Here is an 18,852-nt window from a genome sequence, read left to right on the forward strand (position 1 = left end):
AGTAGATAGAGCTTGTATATATGAATGTTAGTCTTTCCTCAAATTCAGCGACCAACAAAATGTCATCGTTGTTGGACACCGGTTCTGCCTCTTCCAAGGTAGAAGAAACCGGCGACTCTAAAGGTTTCTTTGAGTCCTTTAAAGAAGCGCTCGGCTTTGAAGAAAGTGACAGTAAAGTCGCAGCAAAAGACACAGAAAGCACTGCGAAACCTGATACTAAACAGACATCTACCGAAGGTGAAGCGTCAGCCGAAGCGAACAAAGGTGATTCCGCTGAATCAAAGGCTACTGACGAAGTGAGCGAAGCGCAAAGCAAGCAAGCAGCTTCAGAAGTAGAAGGCGAGAAAGCTGCTGATAAAACATCAGCAGAGGCTGCGTCTGGATCTGAGGCTCAGCTCAAAGCCAATTCGGGCACTGATAGCACTGTCGCTGATAAGACTGTTGCAGATAAGGCAGATGGTAAAGATGCGCAGGATACGACTAACGAATCTAAAGAACATATTGCTCAATCCCAAACTCAGGGTCCATCAGCGGTAGATGGTGCTACGCAGGCATCGCAAGCCAATGCAGCGATGAGCGAAGGCAATAAATTGCTTGGTCAATTGGATGAGGCAAACAAAACCCTAAATCAAGCGCCAAACGGCAAAGGCTTGCCTCAGCAAGGTCAGGTAGAACAAGCCCAAGGTAATATCACCGGTGCTTCTGTTGCAGGAGTTTCCGTTACGGATAAGGCGACACAACAAGCTAAGGCTGCAAATCAGGAGAAGAGCCTTGAAGTCGATTCTGAAATCGCTGTACTTACCGGAGGTAAGGGTGTTTCTCAGCTAACTGATACTGAAATTCGACAGTTGATGGATAAAGGCGTCACTCCAGAACAAATTGAAGCCAGTATGAGCCGAGAGCTGAGCCAAAAGAATGCAGCTAGTGCGGTTGCTGCCGAGCAGAGCCAAGCATTGTCAGCCGTGGATATTGAACTGGCAAAGCAAGTAGATGCCCATACCAAAGCGCTAAACCAATTGAATGGACAAATCGAATCAGAGCAGTCTGTTGTCGATAGCTTGCTTGATAAGCAACAAAGTGGCGCTAAGTTGACGGTTGATGAGCAAGCCGCTTTGGCTAAAGCGACCTCTAACCTAGACCTGTTGAATCAACAGCTCGCTAACGTTCAACAACAAGTAACAGCTTTGCTAAGTCAAGCTCCGGTTGCGAACAGTGCGTCTGGTGAACCCACTGCTATCGATTGGGATAATACGGATTCAAGCGAAACTAAAGCCTTAGCTGCGGCAGCATCAACAGCAGCTGTAGCGACGGCTACACAACAAGTGTCAGCGCAGGCCGCTTCTCAATCAGCAAACAATGCTCTTACGGACAAGGCGGCAATGCTGCACGCCAATAATGCACATGCAGCCCAACAGGCCGCAGCTCAACAAGCTAATGTGGCTTCACCTCAGCAGCAAGCAACGTTGGATCCAGCTTTAACCGCGCAAGGAATGGCGATGAATGCAACGCCAGCTGCCACAAAAGCAGGCTCGACTGATACGCTTCTTAAAGCGGGCGCCGGTGCAGCAGCACTGTCTGGTTTGGGTAAAGCGGGTGCTAAAGAAGATTCTAAAGATTCGACCTTTGCTCAGCAGATCGCTTCTGCGGCTGGTGCACAAGGTACGGCAACGGTGGGTTCAGCACCTACGCGAGCTGAAATTCAAGCTGCTCAACAAGCGCCCTTACAGCTCACCAAAGAGCTAGCCAATGAGCAAGTGGCTGAAAAAGTACAAATGATGATGTCTAAGAACCTTAAGAACTTGGACATTCGTCTCGACCCACCAGAATTGGGCCAAATGAAAATCCGCATGACCATGAATAATGACGTGGCAAACGTGCACTTTACGGTGAGTAATCAGCAAGCGAGAGATGTGATTGAACAAACCTTACCTCGCTTGAGAGAGATGCTTGCTCAGCAAGGTCTGCAGCTTGCCGATTCGTCTGTTCAACAACAGAACTCCGGTCAGGGACAAGATAGATACAACAATGGTGAGCAACAATCCGGCGCTAACCGCACAAATGATACGCAAGGTGATGAAAACCTTGATAGTGACAGTAATCTTGAATTGAATGTCGCATCAAAGCGTGATGGAATTAGTTATTATGCCTAATATCAGGCTAAGAACGCTTGGTTAATAGAAAAAACCAGTTAATAAAAAGAACCATCAGTTAATCGCAAGAACAGGAAGTTAGAGTAAGATATGGCCGAAGAACAAGATGCACCTAAAGGGAAGAGCAAGCTCCTTATAATTATTATTGCCGTAGTTGTGTTACTGCTTGGTATAGGTGGTGCGCTGTACTTTTTCTTAGGTTCTGACGATAGCGCCTCTGAATCTCAGTCTCAGCCAGCAACGGCTGTGGTCGCTGCAGAGCCGGTTATGTATGTTAATATTCCTCAGCCCTTCTTGTTTAATGTGACAGGTGACAAAAAAGATCGCCTAGTTCAGATAAAAGCACAGCTCATGGTACGTGGCAGTAAGAATGAAGACCTGGCTCGTTACCACTCTCCACTTGTAGAAAGTACGCTACTGGCCACGTTCGCTTCGGCAACGGTTGATCAATTGCGCTCACCAACAGGCCGCGTGGAACTGCGTAATAAGGCAACAGAAGATATTAAAGCAAGCCTGGCTCAAGCTGTTGGCCAGCCTGTGATTGAAAAAGTGTTATTCACTGACTTCGTAATTCAATAGGTAATTTGTGACCGATTTATTAAGCCAAGACGAAATTGATGCGCTGTTACATGGCGTTGATGATGTTGAAGAAGTTGAAGATGTCTTAGAAACCGAAAATGACAATGCGGTCAATTTCGACTTCTCATCTCAAGATCGAATCGTCCGTGGTCGAATGCCGACCCTTGAACTTATTAACGAGCGCTTCGCACGTCATATGCGTATCAGCTTGTTTAATATGTTACGTAAAACGGCTGAAGTGTCGATCAACGGCGTACAGATGATGAAGTTTGGTGAGTACCAAAACACATTGTATGTACCCACCAGTTTAAACATGGTTCGTTTCCGTCCATTGAAAGGTACGGCACTCATCACCATGGAAGCTCGTCTGGTTTTCATTCTCGTAGAGAACTTTTTTGGCGGTGATGGTCGTTTCCACGCCAAGATTGAAGGTCGTGAATTCACGCCTACTGAAAGACGAATCATTCAGTTACTGCTGAAAATTGTTTTTGAAGATTACAAAGAAGCTTGGTCGCCAGTGATGGGGGTTGAGTTTGAATACTTGGATTCCGAAGTGAACCCAAGTATGGCGAACATTGTGAGCCCAACCGAAGTGATTGTTGTGAGTTCGTTCCACATTGAAGTGGATGGCGGTGGTGGTGACTTCCACGTTGTCATGCCTTACTCCATGGTTGAGCCGATCCGTGAACTGCTTGATGCGGGTGTTCAATCAGACAAGATGGAAACCGATGTTCGTTGGAGTACCGCACTGCGTGATGAGATCATGGATGTGCCCGTCAATTTCCGCGTGAATTTGCTAGAGCAAGATATTTCCCTTCGTGATCTGATGGAGCTGCGCCCTGGTGATGTTATCCCAATGAACATGCCTGAGCACGCAACCATGTTTGTCGAAGAACTGCCGACTTATCGTGTGAAAATGGGCCGTTCTGGTGAGAAGCTTGCAGTACAGATTTCGGAAAAAATTCAAAGACCACATGTGGTTAAAACTGATCTCGCTTTTCTAGGTAAAGACTTATTGTCTGAGCTCGAAAACAGTGATGATGACGACGAATAGTAAAATAGATAAAAGTATAGGAATTGGTAATGGAACCTAGTGAAGATCAAAAGCTAGCAGACGAATGGGCTGCAGCACTTGGTGAAGATCCTTCAGCGCCGTCAATTGATGTTGATGATGTGCTTGCGGCACCACTTGATGAGCTAACCGATTCATCATCTCCGATTTCTGAAGATGAGCGTCGTAAGCTGGATACCATTATGGATATTCCAGTGACTATTTCGATGGAAGTTGGTCGCTCTCAGATCAGTATCCGTAATTTACTTCAGTTGAACCAAGGTTCGGTTGTTGAGCTAGATCGAATCGCTGGTGAGTCACTGGATGTGATGGTAAACGGTACCTTGATTGCTCATGGTGAAGTGGTTGTGGTGAACGACAAGTTTGGTATTCGTTTGACTGACGTTATTAGCCAAACAGAACGAATTAAGAAGCTGCGTTAATGAGCTTTTTGTCTCAAAGACTTGCGGGCTCTTTTCTCGGAATGACAGGTTTGTTACGAGGAATCTTGGGAGTAGGGCTATTAACGGCTCCTTCCATTGCCTTTGCAGCAACACCGCCTTCTCTCGATTTAGCGACCACCTTTGGGTCGCTAATTTTCGTTATAGCCTTCATTTTATTTATTGCTTGGCTACTCAAGCGAATGCAAGTACCTGCGATGTCGAATCAACAAGGTTTGGCGATTGTTAGGCAAATCCCTGTTGGTACTAAAGAGCGTATCGCTATTGTGCAAGCGGGTGATGAACAGTTCTTGGTAGGGATTACCACACAATCGATTCAGCTGATCTCTAAGCTCGATAAACCTCTTACTCAGGAGATGCTGGAAAAAAGTACATTTTCAAGTCAGCTTTCCCAGCTAATAAAAAAAGATGCAAACAAGTAACGGACTTTTGAACTCCTCTTACTTTCACCAAGCCGGAGCTTTCCGAGCGGTGAAAGTGTGGTTGGTTCAGCTTATTCTCCTATGCTCAATCGTATTCAGTGTGTCGGTATTTGCACAAGCTGAAGACGGCACCGTCATTCCTGCGAATACCGCTGGCTCGGAATCGGTCACTATCAGCACGATGGAACAAGACCAAGCCAAATCGACAACCATGACCACGGGCAGCTTGACTGGCAATGGTGGCGGCATACCTGCCTTTACCATGACAACCAATGCCAATGGCGGTGAAGACTACTCGATTAACCTGCAAATTCTCGCGTTAATGACCATGCTTGGCTTCTTGCCGGCGATGGTGATTTTGATGACATCGTTCACTCGTATTGTGGTTGTGATGTCTATCTTGCGTCAGGCGATGGGTCTACAACAAACACCGTCTAACCAAGTCATTATTGGTATCGCGATATTCTTGACCTTCTTCATCATGTCGCCAGTGATTAATCAAGTTAACGAACAAGCAGTTCAGCCTTATCTTAATGAACAGATATCGGCACGACAGGCATTTGATGTTGCCCAAAAACCGATTAAATCCTTCATGCTCAAGCAGACTCGAATCAAAGATCTTGAAACCTTTGTTGAGATTTCTGGCGCGGAAGTGACTAACCCTGAAGATGTTTCGATGGCGGTTCTGATTCCAGCATTTATCACATCGGAATTAAAAACGGCTTTCCAAATCGGATTTATGCTGTTCTTGCCTTTCCTAATCATCGACTTGGTGGTGGCATCGGTATTGATGGCTATGGGTATGATGATGTTGTCACCGATGATTGTATCGCTGCCGTTTAAGTTGATGCTGTTTGTTCTTGTTGATGGCTGGAACTTGATACTCTCCACACTCGCCGGCAGTTTTGCCTTGTAGCTGGGGGAATAATGAATCCTGAAATATTCGTAGAGTTGTTCCGAGATGCCCTTTGGATGGTATTAATCATGGTTTGCGCCATCATTATTCCTAGCCTGCTGATCGGTTTGGTTGTGGCTGTTTTCCAAGCTGCGACCTCAATCAACGAACAAACCCTGAGTTTCCTGCCGCGTTTGATCGTAACTTTGTTGGCGTTGATGCTATTCGCACACTGGATGACCCAGATGATGATGGAGTTCTTTTTTGAGCTCATCGAACGCTTGCCGCAAGTTCTGTATTAAACCGATATGGAATACCCAACGAGCCTTGTACTAGAGTGGTTAGCTAATTATTTTTGGCCATACACTCGCATCTCAGCGATGCTGATGGTGATGACGGTAACAGGGGCACGCTTCGTGTCGCCGCGTATTCGTCTGTATTTAGGCTTGGCGATCACTTTTGCGGTGATGCCTGCGATTCCGGCCGTTCCCAAAGAGATTGAACTTCTGTCCTTTCAAGGCTTCCTGACTGTCTTCGAGCAAATTGTGATTGGCGTGGCCATGGGTTTTGTTACCCAGTTCATGATTCAAACCTTTGTTATGCTGGGTCAGATCCTCGGTATGCAATCGAGCTTGGGTTTTGCATCAATGGTCGACCCGGCTAACGGGCAAAACACGCCGGTACTTGGTCAGCTGTTCATGCTGCTAGCGACCATGTTTTTTTTGGCGACCGATGGTCACTTGAAAATGCTGCAGCTGGTGGTGTTTAGTTTTAAGACCTTGCCGATTGGCAGTGGCTCTCTAACCTCTGTGGATTTTCGAGAGCTCGCGTTGTGGCTCGGCATCATGTTCAAAACGGCATTAGCGATGTCATTGTCGGGGATTATTGCGCTGCTAACGATTAACCTTTCTTTTGGTGTAATGACGCGTGCGGCACCTCAATTAAACATCTTTTCTTTGGGTTTTGCATTTGCGCTACTCGTGGGTCTGTTGCTTTGTTGGTACATCCTTGGCGGCTTATATAGTCACTATGAGCTATTTTGGATGCAGGGCGAACAACAGATATGTCGTCTAATCCGGTTAGATTGCTAGGAGACTGAAATGGCAGAGTCAGACGGTCAAGAACGCACAGAAGACGCCACGCCCAAACGCTTGCAACAGGCCAAAGAGAAAGGGCAGGTTGCAAGGTCAAAAGAGCTAGCGTCAGCGTCGGTACTTATTGTCGGTGCGATTGCATTAATGTGGTTTGGCGAATCGATGGCGAAGGCTTTGTTCGAGGCGATGCAACGCCTGTTCTCTTTGAGTCGCGACGAGATCTTTGACACCAATAAACTCTTAGAAATTGCCGGTGGTGCACTGGTGAACCTGCTGTTCCCGCTGTTTTTGATACTGATAACCTTGTTTGTTGCTGCCGTCATCGGCGCTGCGGGTGTCGGTGGGATTAACTTCTCAATGCAAGCGGCGATGCCAAAGGCGTCTAAGCTCAACCCACTGAGTGGTATCAAGCGTATGTTTGGCCTGCAAAGTTGGGTTGAACTGCTCAAGTCTATTCTTAAAGTAGCGCTCGTATCGGGGATGGCGATTTATCTGATTCAAGCCTCTCAGCATGATTTAATGCAGCTGAGTATGGATGTGTACCCGCAGAACATCTTTCATGCCTTGGATATCTTGCTCAATTTCATCCTGTTGATCAGCTGCTCACTGCTGATTGTGGTGGCGATTGATATCCCGTTCCAGATCTGGCAACACGCCGATCAATTGAAGATGACCAAACAAGAAGTCAAAGACGAATTCAAAGATACTGAAGGTAAGCCGGAAGTGAAAGGCCGAATTCGTATGCTTCAAAGGGAAGCGGCTCAGCGTCGCATGATGGCAGACGTTCCTCAAGCAGATGTGATTGTGACCAACCCGGAACACTTTTCAGTGGCGCTGCGCTATAAGCAGAATCAAGACAAAGCACCAATTGTGGTTGCTAAAGGTGTCGACCACATGGCGATGAAGATCCGAGAGATTGCGCGTGAAAATGACATCTATATCGTTCCAGCGCCGCCATTGGCGAGGGCGCTTTATCATACCACTGAGCTAGAACAACAAATTCCTGACGGTCTGTTTACAGCAGTTGCACAAGTGCTTGCATATGTTTTCCAGCTTAAACAGTACCGAAAGCGAGGTGGTGAGCGACCAAAGCTGCAAGATTCTAATATGCCGATCCCACCTGATTTACGTCATTAGATCAATTGCTTGAGCTCTGCGTGATGAACCCTGATAATAGCGAGCTAGCTAATCTTCCTTTTATAGAGGTGATGGCGATAATTTGACGTGAGATGTTGGTACAGTGTTTGCTGTAGTAGCCTGAACATTATAAGCCCATAGCAAACAGCCCTGACTAAGACCTAATCCACTTGTTCAGAGAGCTACAACATAGCGAAACTGTCTAGATTTATGAAATTCTCCCTGCCTTTTGTGGACAAGCTACCTAAAATCCCTAACCGTGCCATGCCTGCGATTGGTGCACCTGTTATGGTACTTGCAACGCTTGCTATGGTGGTGTTGCCCATTCCAGCTTTCTTGTTGGATATGTTCTTCACCTTCAATATTGCACTGTCTATGGTTGTGCTATTGGTATCGGTTTATACCCGCAGGCCTTTAGATTTCGCTGCATTCCCGACCGTCCTGCTGATTGCGACTCTACTTCGATTGGCCTTGAACGTTGCTTCGACACGTGTGGTATTGCTCCATGGTCACGAAGGTGGCGACGCGGCAGGTAACGTGATTGAAGCCTTCGGTAACGTGGTTATCGGTGGTAACTACGCGGTTGGTTTAGTGGTGTTCTTGATTCTTATGATCATCAACTTCATGGTTGTAACCAAAGGTGCGGGTCGTATCTCGGAAGTAAGCGCGCGTTTCACGTTAGACGCCTTACCGGGTAAACAGATGGCAATCGATGCCGACTTGAACGCAGGTTTGATCGACCAAGACCAAGCGCGTCTGAGACGTTTTGAAGTCACCAAAGAAGCTGACTTCTACGGTTCGATGGACGGTGCTTCTAAGTTTGTTAAAGGCGATGCGATCGCTGGTATCTTAATCTTATTCATCAACATCATTGGTGGCTTGAGCATTGGTATGGCTCAGTTTGATCTTGGTTTTGGTGAAGCAATCGAAATCTACACGCTACTGACTATCGGTGATGGTCTGGTTGCACAAATTCCATCTCTATTACTGTCTATTGCAGCTGCGATGATGGTAACGCGCCAAAATACTGATGAAGATATGGGTGAGCAACTTGTCTTCCAGATGTTCGACAATCCAAAAGCCTTGATGATCACCGCCGCCATCCTTGGCATCATGGGTATTGTTCCGGGTATGCCACATTTCTCGTTCTTGAGCCTTGCCATCGTTGCAGGCGCGGGGGCGTATTACATCGATAAAAAGAACAAGAAGAAGGCGGAAGAGCCTAACCTTCCGGCGACAGTTGAAGCGAATGGAGAAGTAGGCTCTCAGAAGGAGCTCTCTTGGGATGATGTTCAACCTGTCGATATTATTGGTTTAGAAGTGGGTTACCGTTTAATTCCTTTGGTTGATAGAGATCAAGGTGGTGAATTGCTTGAACGCGTTAAAGGTGTGCGTAAAAAGCTGTCTCAAGACTTTGGTTTCTTGATCCCAGCGGTACACATTCGCGATAACCTAGAACTGACACCAAACAGCTACCGTATTACCCTGATGGGTGTTGCTGTGGGTGAAGCTGAGATTAAGCCAGACATGGAGCTCGCGATTAACCCGGGCCAAGTCTATGGCATGATCGATGGCGAGCCGACGATTGACCCTGCCTTTGGCCTTGAAGCGGTTTGGATTCGTGAAGAGCAGCGTGAACACGCACAAGCTCTAGGTTATACCGTTGTAGATTCTTCTACAGTACTGGCGACACACCTTAGCCAGCTGCTAACCAACAACGCATCGCAGCTCATTGGCCACGAAGAAGTTCAGAACTTACTTGAGATGCTCAGCCGCTCAACACCTAAGCTGGTGGAAGGTTTTGTACCGGATCAATTGCAGTTGGGTGTGGTTGTGAAAGTGCTACAGAACCTGCTGAATGAAGCGATTCCAATTCGTGACATTCGAACCATAGTCCAAACTTTGTCGGAGTATTCAGGTAAGAGTCAAGAACCTGACATACTTACTGCGGCGGTTCGCATCTCATTGAAACGATTAATTGTTCAGGAAATCAATGGTATAGAGCCCGAGTTACCAGTGATAACCTTGATTCCTGAGCTGGAACAAATCTTGCATCAAACCATGCAGGCATCCGGCGGAGAATCTGCTGGTATTGAACCTGGTTTAGCCGAACGTTTACAGACCTCTCTCAGCCACGCTACACAAGAGCAAGAGCTGAAAGGTGAGCCCGCGGTACTATTGACCTCTGGCGTGTTGCGTTCGACTCTGGCTAAGTTCGTGAAGAACACGATCCCAAGCTTGCGAGTCTTGTCTTACCAAGAAATACCGGACGAAAAGCAGATACGTATAGTACAAGCTGTTGGTAATTAAGCCGCCTAATTAGAACGGACAATCGAATTGAAAATTAAACGATTTTTTGCAAAAGATATGCGAACGGCTCTGCTCCAAGTTAAAGAAGAACTTGGTTCAGAAGCGGTGATCATGTCTAACAAAAAGGTCGCAGGTGGCGTGGAAATTGTTGCCGCTATTGATGGCGAATCCAGCCCGTCGACAGCGAGCCAGAGATTAAATAAACCTCAGCAGCCTGCACAAAGCCAATATACGCAAATGGCCGCGCCCGCAGCTCCTGCTGGGCGACGTCAACTAGACGATGACAAGGTTAGCCTACAGTCGAATGTTGAAGGTGGACGCTCAATGACTAAGCGCTTTGCGAATATGCTTAAGCAATACAGTCATGGCGCCGATGATGAGCCACAGCATCGTGCAGAAAATGAAGATTCATTGTCAGCATTGCTCAATCGCCAATCAAGCACGGGCCATAAGCCTCATAGTCATCAGACTCAAAGCAATTTGCAGTCTCATGGCCATCAGCAATCTCACGGTAACCAACAGTCTCACGGAAATCTTGATTCTGCATTTGCTCGTGAAACGGGTTTGTCTAAGTTGATTGCTGAAGACCGCAGAGTAGAGCGCCCGACACCTCGCTTGGATCCTACCCGTTATGATCGTGGTCGAGAGAACACTCAGTCCAAAGGTTCTGATACTGAAATGGAAACGATGCGCGAAGAGATGACCTCAATTCGTCGTCTGTTAGAGCATCAAGTTTCTGGGTTGATGTGGCAAGAAGTTGAGCGCCGTGAACCACTGAGAGCCATGCTTATTAAGCGCCTTGAACGTATGGGTGTATCTGCAGAGCTTGCCGATCAAATGGCTTGCTACATTCCTGAAGATACTAAACCTGCACGTGCATGGAAGGCTCTGTTAGCTCTGGTTGCTGACCAAATCTCCGTTACACAAAAAGATATTTTAAAACGCGGCGGTATTGTGGCTCTACTTGGCCCAACCGGCGTGGGTAAAACAACGACTGTTGCAAAGCTAGCTGCACGTGCTGCCATGGAATATGGCGCTGATAACGTCGCACTAGTGACAACTGACACATATCGTATAGGTGCACATGAGCAGTTATCGATCTACGGCCGAATTATGGGTTGTCCTGTAAGAGTTGCTAAAGATTCTAGCGAACTGGCCGATGTAATATATCAGTTACGTAATCGTCGCCTGATTCTGGTCGATACTGCAGGCATGGGACAGCGAGATGTTCGCCTATCTGAGCAGTTAGACACATTGATGCAAGAGAGTGGTTCCGTTATCAATAGCTACCTTGTGTTGCCTGCAACCGCGCAACGCAAAGTGCTGCAAGAAACAATTGAACACTTTAGAAGAATCCCGTTGTCGGGATGCATCATGACTAAGCTGGATGAATCCCTAAGTCTAGGTGAATTCATCAGTGTCGTAATACAAAATGCATTACCAGTTGCTTACATAGCAAATGGTCAACGAGTTCCTGAAGATATCGTTATAGCTCAGCCAAAGTACATGATTGCTAAGGCTAATGAGCTATTAGAAAAATCTACAGAGAATGAACCTCATTACTGGAATAGCGATTCTGAAGGGCTCTAGGCGGCGGATAAATATGAATGAAAATATGATACATGACCAAGCTAGCGGCCTCCGTCGCTTAACCAAGCCTTCACTCACAAAAGTTATCGCTGTAACCGGTGGTAAGGGAGGCGTTGGTAAATCTAATGTGACGTTAGGTATGGCTATTTGCATGGCGCGCCAAGGCAAAAAAGTCATGGTGCTAGATGCCGATTTAGGACTAGCGAACGTCGATATCATGCTAGGTATTCGTTCTAAACGAAACCTTGGGCATGTGTTGGCTGGCGAATGTGAACTTAAGGATGCGATTGTCGAAGGGCCGCACGGAATTAAAATTATTCCAGCGACATCGGGCACTCAAAGCATGACTGAACTTTCACACGCACAGCATGCTGGTTTGATTCGCGCATTCGGTTCGCTTGAAGACGAGATGGATATCTTGTTGGTTGATACCGCAGCCGGTATTTCGGACATGGTGATCAGCTTCTCAAGAGCGGCGCAAGACGTGGTTGTCGTGGTATGTGATGAACCTACCTCGATCACGGATGCATATGCTTTGATTAAGCTTTTAAGCAGAGAACACCAAGTTCAGCGATTCAAAGTTGTTGCAAATATGGTCAGAAGCTACCGCGAAGGCCGAGAATTATTTGCAAAGTTGACTTTGGTCACAGAGCGCTTCTTGAATGTGAGCCTCGAACTCGTAGCATGTATTCCTTTAGATGATAAAGTACGTCAATCAGTCAAGAGACAGAAAATCGTAGTCGATGCGTTTCCTCGCTCTCCAGCTGCATTGGCAATCAGCTCTTTGGCTAACAAAGCCTTGACCTGGCCAATACCAAAAACACCGAGCGGACACTTGGAGTTCTTTGTTGAAAGGCTGCTGAATCGTACTGAATTTATAGAGGAACCATTTGGTGAATAAAGCGCTTACTTACGACCAACACGCTAATCACAATAGCCAACAGGCTTTTTTTGAGAAGTACTCTGTGTTGGTTAAACGTATCGCTCATCACTTGTTGGGGCGATTACCGCCTAATGTATTGGTTGATGACTTAATTCAAGCTGGCATGATCGGCTTGATTGAAGCGCAACAAAACTATGATGGTACCAAAGGCGCAAGCTTTGAGACGTATGCTGGTATTCGGATTCGCGGGGCAATGTTGGATGACATTCGCCGTGGGGACTGGGTGCCGAGATCGGTTCATAAGAACAATCGAGAAATCAGCAGTGCAATTGCGGAATTAGAGGGTATCCTCAACCGCGACCCGAGTGATGCCGAAGTGGCAAAACACATGGGGCTCAGTTTAGAGCAGTATCACAGTGCTTTAACTGACATTAATTGCTCAAGACTGGTTGGAATTGAAGATTTAGGCGTCTCAGATGATGTAATATCTCCGAATGAAGACTCTCAAGATAATACGCCTTTTCAAGGGGTTGCTGATGAGTCATTCCGCCAAGCTTTGATCGATTCGATAAAACAACTTCCGGAAAGGGAAGGCCTTGTGCTTTCGCTTTATTACGACGAAGAACTCAATTTAAAAGAGATTGGGGAAGTGTTAGGTGTCAGCGAATCTCGTGTCAGCCAAATACTGAGCCAATCTATGCAGCGTTTACGCACTAAGTTAAGTGCTTGGACACAGAACGACTAACAACACTGATCCTATTCAGTGGAGGCTAATTTGAACAAAAACATGAAAATTCTCATTGTTGATGATTTTTCAACGATGCGCCGAATTGTTAAAAACCTACTTCGCGATTTAGGTTTCAACAACACTCAAGAAGCAGATGATGGCTTGACCGCGTTACCTATGCTGAAAAAAGGCGAATTTGATTTCGTGGTAACTGACTGGAACATGCCAGGCATGCAAGGGATTGACCTGCTTAAACACATTCGCGCAGACGCAGAACTTAAGCACCTTCCAGTGCTTATGATCACAGCTGAAGCGAAGCGTGAGCAGATCATCGAAGCTGCGCAAGCGGGTGTTAATGGTTACATTGTGAAGCCTTTCACTGCTGCAACGCTGAAAGAGAAACTTGATAAGATTTTTGATCGCTTATAAGCATCAATAAATTTAGGCACTTCTAGGTAAACACTGACTGATAAGTTATCTGTTTATCTCGATAGCCTAAGCGCACAAAGTATGCGGAGTAAGGCCGAATTCAGGATGATTTCATTAGAACAAGCAAAAAAATTAGTAGAGCTGCTTGAGAACGATGAGCAGCAAAATGCTGATTCTCTTGTGAGAAGCATTTATGAAGATAACTTTAGTCTTCAAGACAATCCAATGCTTCAAGAAATAGGAAGTCTGACACGCGACCTCCACGACTCTTTGACTCAATTCAATTTCGATGAACGCATCAGCGTTATCGCAAATGACGAAATCCCTGATGCAAGGGATCGCCTTCAGTATGTCATTGATAAAACGGAAGTTGCGGCAAATAAGACGATGGACGCTGTCGATCGCTGTATGCCAATCGCAGACAACCTACACGAGTGTTTACTTCAAGTAAGGCCTCAATGGAATGAACTGATGCATGGCCGCATTGAGCTGGCACAATTTAAAGCTTTATGTCACCGCATTGATGGATTGCTTGTCCAAGTAGAAGGCGACAGTACTGAACTACGCGGACAATTGACTGAAATCTTGATGGCTCAGGATTTCCAAGATTTAACTGGGCAGATAATCAGCAAAGTTATTACCTTGGTGAATGAGGTGGAAGGACGTTTGGTCGAGATTCTCACGGTATTCGGTGCGAATCAAAAAGAGCCAACTCCAGAGTCAGAGAAGAAAGCATCGATTGCGCCTGAAGGTCCAATTATGAACCCAGAAGAGCGCGAAGACGCTGTCGCATCTCAAGATGAAGTCGACGATTTGTTATCCAGTCTTGGATTTTAAAGGTAACGTATGAGCTACGATTTAGACGAAGATATTCTTCAGGACTTTTTAGTCGAAGCAGGAGAGATCCTTGAACTCCTATCAGAACAACTGGTAGAGCTTGAGAATAACCCTGACGACAAAGACCTATTAAATGCTATTTTCCGTGGTTTCCATACAGTAAAAGGTGGTGCTGGTTTCCTAGCATTAACTGAGCTGGTGGATACTTGTCATGGTGCTGAGAATGTGTTCGACATTCTGCGAAACGGCCAACGCAGCGTAACATCAGGTTTGATGGATACCATGCTGCAGGCGCTAGATACAGTCAATGTACAGTTTCGCGCCGTGCAAGATCAGGAACCTTTAGTGCCAGCCGACCAATCTTTATTGGATGAACTTCACCGTCTCTGTAAACCAGAGTCTGCGGATGAAGTGGCACCAGTAGAAGCGCCTGCACCTATTATCCCTGAACCTGTTGTTGCAGCGCCTGAGCCTGTTATTGCTCCGGAACCTACTGCTGAAAGCTCAAACATCAATGCATCTTCAGTCGATGATATCTCTGAAGATGAGTTTGAACGCTTGCTTGATGAGCTTCACGGTAAAGGTGGTTCACCAACAGCGCCTTCTGCACCAACACCGCCGCCAGCACCCGCTGCACCTCAGTCTGTTGCTGACAGTGGTGATATTACTGATGACGAATTTGAAAAGTTATTAGATGAATTGCACGGTGCGGGTAAGAGCCCGACAGCGGCAAGTTCAACGCCTCCTCCACCGCCAACGCCGCCAGCAGCACCTGTTTCGGCGATGTCTGAAGGCGATGATCTGATGACTGACGAAGAGTTCGAGAAGTTACTTGACCAACTACATGGCTCAGGTAATGGACCTTCGATTGAAGAATTGGATGCCGCGACTAAGCCAGCAGAAGTTAAGGCAGTAGCACCTCAAGCTGCGCCTAAACCTGCTGCGCCAGTTGCCGTTAAAGCTGAGCCAAAACCGAGCGCTCCAGCAAAAGCTGAAGTTAAAGTGCCGGCTAAGAAGCAACAAGCTGAAGCGACAGTTCGTGTTGATACATCAACACTGGACACCATCATGAACATGGTGGGTGAACTGGTATTGGTGCGTAACCGACTAGTCAGCCTAGGCCTCAACAGCAACGACGAAGAAATGTCGAAAGCTGTCTCTAACTTAGATGTTGTTACTGCAGACCTTCAAGGTGCGGTAATGAAGACTCGTATGCAGCCGATCAAGAAAGTATTTGGTCGCTTCCCACGAGTTGTCCGTGACCTTGCTCGTAGCTTGAAGAAAGACATCGTTCTTGAAATGCGTGGCGAAGAAACGGACCTTGATAAAAACTTAGTAGAAGCACTTGCTGATCCCCTGATTCACTTGGTGAGAAACTCTGTCGATCATGGTATTGAAATGCCAAACGACCGTGTTGCTGCGGGTAAATCACAAACGGGTAAAGTGATTCTGTCTGCCTCTCAAGAAGGTGACCACATTGAACTGGCTATCGTTGATGACGGTGGCGGTATGGACCCTGATAAGCTTCGTGCTATCGCGGTTAAACGTGGCCTGATGGATGAAGATGCAGCGTCTCGCTTATCAAATAAAGAGTGTTTCAACCTGATTTTTGCTCCTGGCTTCTCAAGCAAAGAGCAGATCTCGGATATCTCTGGTCGTGGTGTGGGCATGGACGTTGTGAAAACAGCGATCAACACACTGAACGGCTCTATTGATATTGATTCAGAAATGGGACAGGGCACCAAGATCACCATCAAGGTTCCACTAACCCTAGCGATTCTACCAACCTTGATGGTCGGTGTTGCCGGTCATCCATTTGCATTGCCATTGGCTTCTGTAAACGAGATCTTCCACCTAGATTTAAGCCGCACAAACGTGGTTGATGGCCAGCTGACGATTATCGTTCGCGATAAGTCTATTCCGTTGTTCTACTTGCAAAACTGGCTTGCTCCTAAAGCGGGTATTGTTGAGCTGCGTAAAGGGCACGGCCATGTTGTTATCGTACAACTTGGTAGCCAACGTGTTGGTTTTGTTGTCGATACGCTTATCGGTCAAGAAGAAGTCGTGATCAAGCCGCTTGATAAGCTTCTGCAAGGCACGCCAGGAATGGCAGGTGCGACAATTACAAGTGACGGACACATTGCATTGATTCTAGATGTGCCGGACTTGTTGAAGCAGTACGCAGCTGCGTCAAGAATTTAATTTAAGGATAAATATGGCGATTAAAGTATTAGTCGTTGATGATTCGAGTTTCTTTCGTCGTCGCGTTAGCGAGATCATCAACTCAGAGGCTCGCCTAGAAGTCATTGATGTAGCAGTAAACGGTAAAGAAGCCGTTGAAAAAGCGAAACAGCTAAGACCTGACGTAATCACTATGGATATTGAAATGCCTGTCATGGACGGTATCACTGCCGTTCGTGAAATCATGGCCGCGTCTCCAACGCCTATTTTGATGTTTTCATCGTTAACGCATGATGGAGCGAGAGCAACGTTAGATGCGTTAGATGCAGGTGCTCTCGACTTCCTTCCTAAGAAGTTTGAAGACATTGCACGTAACCGCGACGATGCAGTTGCATTGCTTCAACAGCGTGTGATTCAGATTGCAGCGAAGCGTGCGTTTATGCGCCGTGCTCCTATTGCGCCGAGAGCGACTGCGACGACTGCAACATCTACGCCATTGCGCCAACCGATTTCAACAGCAGCTTCGACTTCGACAGCGAAGCCTGCGGTTGCATCAACGGCGAAATTCAGAGCGTCAGGTAAGAAGTATCAATTAACAGCAATTGGTACGTCGACTGGCGGCCCTGTTGCTCTACAGAAGATTTTGACTCGCATCCCTGCTAACTATCCACACCCAATTGTGTTAGTTCAGCATATGCCAGCAACATTCACTGCTGCTTTTGCGAGCCGATTGAACACCTTGTGTAAGATTGAAGTTCGCGAAGCGCAAGACGGTGATGTGTTAAAACCTGGCGTGGCGTATCTTGCTCCGGGTGGTAAACAGATGATGGTGGATGGCCGCGCAGGGTCTGCACGTCTAAGAATTATCGATGGCGGCGACCGCATGAACTACAAGCCTTGTGTGGATGTCACATTCGGCTCTGCAGCGAAGATCTACGGCGACAAAGTGTTGTCTATGATCCTGACTGGTATGGGCGCAGATGGTCGAGAAGGTTCGCGTATGTTGAAAACTGCGGGCTCGACAATTTGGGCACAAGACGAAGATAGCTGTGTTGTATATGGTATGCCTCAAGCTGTAGCAAAAGCTGGCATTTCTACTGAAGACCTCCCTTTAGACCGTATCGCGGAAAGGATCTTGGTCGAAGTTGGGTTAGCTTAGGTAAATCGAAATGATTGTTTGGAGTGTTGCAAACCAAAAAGGTGGTGTTGGTAAAACGACTACGACCGTGACTCTAGCAGGTTTACTTGCGTTGAAGGGGCACCGTGTTCTGTTGGTTGATACTGACCCACATGCATCACTGACCACCTATCTGGGTTACGATTCAGATACGGTGGAATCGAGCCTGTTTGATCTGTTCCAGTTGCGTGAGTTTAACGTGCAGACGGTAAGACCTTTGCTTTTACAAACAGAAGTCGAAGGTATCGATATTATCCCTGCGCACATGTCTTTGGCGACATTAGACCGTGTAATGGGAAATCGAAGCGGCATGGGGTTGATCTTGAAGCGTGCTTTAGCCGCTTTGAAAGACGACTATGACTATGTATTGATCGATTGCCCGCCAATTCTGGGTGTGATGATGGTCAATGCATTGGCTGCTAGCGATCGTATATTGATTCCGGTACAGACTGAGTTTTTGGCGATGAAGGGCTTAGAGCGCATGATTCGCACTTTGACCATCATGCAGAAGTCTCGCAAAACACCGTTTAAGGTTACGATTGTCCCAACGATGTACGACAAGCGAACCAAAGCCTCACTGCAAACATTAACGCAGCTCAAAGATGATTACCCAAACCAAGTTTGGACGTCTGCTGTGCCGATTGATACCAAGTTTCGAGATGCGAGCCTAAAGCGCTTGCCAGCCTCTCATTTTGCATCGGGTAGCCGTGGTGTATTTGCTTATAAACAGTTGCTTATTTATCTCGAAAGGTTGGCGATAAATGAGCGCGAATAAAGAATCAACATTGGCGCAGCCAAGTCTCTCCAGTGAACAAGCACTGGATGATTATTTTACTGCGCTGTTAGGTGATGAAAGCTTTGAATCTGACGATTTTTTTGTTGACGAGTCGAGCGACGAATCACAATCTGAAGAGCCAGAGCCAGAGCCA

At 46.7% G+C, this 18,852-nt stretch carries 18 protein-coding genes and 1 pseudogene; all 19 read left to right on the top strand.

All coding sequences use genetic code 11. From position 1 onward, the window contains the following. The first annotated feature begins 20 nt into the window (after positions 1-20). Entirely contained in the window at positions 21-2,150 is a 2,130-nt protein-coding gene (locus AB4507_RS18330; protein WP_372183066.1) for a flagellar hook-length control protein FliK, read from the top strand. 90 nt (positions 2,151-2,240) lie between these two features. Then, positions 2,241-2,729 (top strand): flagellar basal body-associated protein FliL, encoded by a 489-nt coding sequence (gene fliL, locus AB4507_RS18335; RefSeq protein ID WP_017060677.1) that lies wholly within the window; start codon positions 2,241-2,243, stop codon positions 2,727-2,729. Positions 2,730-2,736: 7 nt separating this feature from the next. Beyond that, positions 2,737-3,783: a flagellar motor switch protein FliM gene (gene fliM, locus AB4507_RS18340; RefSeq protein ID WP_017060676.1), complete on the top strand. Its 1,047-nt coding sequence runs from the start codon at positions 2,737-2,739 to the stop codon at positions 3,781-3,783. Positions 3,784-3,812: 29 nt separating this feature from the next. Further along, positions 3,813-4,223: a flagellar motor switch protein FliN gene (gene fliN / locus AB4507_RS18345; protein WP_004739851.1), complete on the top strand. Its 411-nt coding sequence runs from the start codon at positions 3,813-3,815 to the stop codon at positions 4,221-4,223. Then, positions 4,223-4,663 (top strand): flagellar biosynthetic protein FliO, encoded by a 441-nt coding sequence (gene fliO / locus AB4507_RS18350; protein ID WP_017060675.1) that lies wholly within the window; start codon positions 4,223-4,225, stop codon positions 4,661-4,663. The genes fliN and fliO overlap by 1 nt, the downstream gene beginning before the upstream one ends. Beyond that, positions 4,650-5,579 (top strand): flagellar type III secretion system pore protein FliP, encoded by a 930-nt coding sequence (gene fliP, locus AB4507_RS18355; protein WP_017064117.1) that lies wholly within the window; start codon positions 4,650-4,652, stop codon positions 5,577-5,579. The genes fliO and fliP overlap by 14 nt, the downstream gene beginning before the upstream one ends. Positions 5,580-5,590: 11 nt before the next feature. Then, positions 5,591-5,860, top strand: coding sequence for a flagellar biosynthesis protein FliQ (gene fliQ, locus AB4507_RS18360; RefSeq protein WP_029235191.1), 270 nt, complete (start codon positions 5,591-5,593; stop codon positions 5,858-5,860). A gap of 6 nt (positions 5,861-5,866) precedes the next feature. Further along, a complete protein-coding gene (gene fliR / locus AB4507_RS18365; RefSeq protein WP_017060672.1) occupies positions 5,867-6,649 on the top strand; it encodes a flagellar biosynthetic protein FliR in 783 nt (260 codons plus the stop codon). Between the two features lie 9 nt (positions 6,650-6,658). After that, positions 6,659-7,789, top strand: a complete 1,131-nt coding sequence (gene flhB, locus AB4507_RS18370) for a flagellar biosynthesis protein FlhB (RefSeq protein ID WP_017064116.1) — start codon at positions 6,659-6,661, stop codon at positions 7,787-7,789. 210 nt (positions 7,790-7,999) lie between these two features. Then, a complete protein-coding gene (gene flhA / locus AB4507_RS18375) occupies positions 8,000-10,099 on the top strand; it encodes a flagellar biosynthesis protein FlhA (RefSeq protein WP_017064115.1) in 2,100 nt (699 codons plus the stop codon). Between the two features lie 27 nt (positions 10,100-10,126). After that, a complete protein-coding gene (flhF, locus tag AB4507_RS18380) occupies positions 10,127-11,689 on the top strand; it encodes a flagellar biosynthesis protein FlhF (protein WP_029235190.1) in 1,563 nt (520 codons plus the stop codon). Between the two features lie 13 nt (positions 11,690-11,702). After that, the gene (locus tag AB4507_RS18385; RefSeq protein ID WP_017060668.1) at positions 11,703-12,590 is read left to right on the top strand and encodes a MinD/ParA family protein; all 888 of its coding nucleotides are present in this window, start codon (positions 11,703-11,705) and stop codon (positions 12,588-12,590) included. Next, positions 12,583-13,317, top strand: a complete 735-nt coding sequence (locus tag AB4507_RS18390) for an RNA polymerase sigma factor FliA (protein WP_017060667.1) — start codon at positions 12,583-12,585, stop codon at positions 13,315-13,317. Before AB4507_RS18385 ends, AB4507_RS18390 begins: the two co-directional genes overlap by 8 nt. A gap of 42 nt (positions 13,318-13,359) precedes the next feature. Further along, the gene (gene cheY / locus AB4507_RS18395; RefSeq protein WP_016767062.1) at positions 13,360-13,728 is read left to right on the top strand and encodes a chemotaxis response regulator CheY; all 369 of its coding nucleotides are present in this window, start codon (positions 13,360-13,362) and stop codon (positions 13,726-13,728) included. A 105-nt stretch (positions 13,729-13,833) separates the two neighbouring features. Further along, entirely contained in the window at positions 13,834-14,565 is a 732-nt protein-coding gene (locus tag AB4507_RS18400; RefSeq protein ID WP_017064113.1) for a protein phosphatase CheZ, read from the top strand. A gap of 9 nt (positions 14,566-14,574) precedes the next feature. Next, entirely contained in the window at positions 14,575-16,767 is a 2,193-nt protein-coding gene (locus tag AB4507_RS18405) for a chemotaxis protein CheA (RefSeq protein WP_017064112.1), read from the top strand. A 13-nt stretch (positions 16,768-16,780) separates the two neighbouring features. Beyond that, on the top strand, positions 16,781-17,905 hold the full coding sequence (locus AB4507_RS18410) for a chemotaxis response regulator protein-glutamate methylesterase (protein ID WP_017060664.1): 1,125 nt from the start codon (positions 16,781-16,783) through the stop codon (positions 17,903-17,905). A gap of 10 nt (positions 17,906-17,915) precedes the next feature. Continuing rightward, a complete protein-coding gene (locus AB4507_RS18415; RefSeq protein WP_017071206.1) occupies positions 17,916-18,698 on the top strand; it encodes a ParA family protein in 783 nt (260 codons plus the stop codon). Continuing rightward, positions 18,685-18,852: pseudogene (locus AB4507_RS18420) on the top strand (chemotaxis protein CheW); the annotation flags it as partial. The gene AB4507_RS18415 and the pseudogene AB4507_RS18420, both read left to right, overlap by 14 nt.

Source organism: Vibrio sp. 10N.222.54.A3, assembly GCF_041474095.1.
In the GTDB taxonomy this organism is placed as follows: domain Bacteria; phylum Pseudomonadota; class Gammaproteobacteria; order Enterobacterales; family Vibrionaceae; genus Vibrio; species Vibrio crassostreae_C.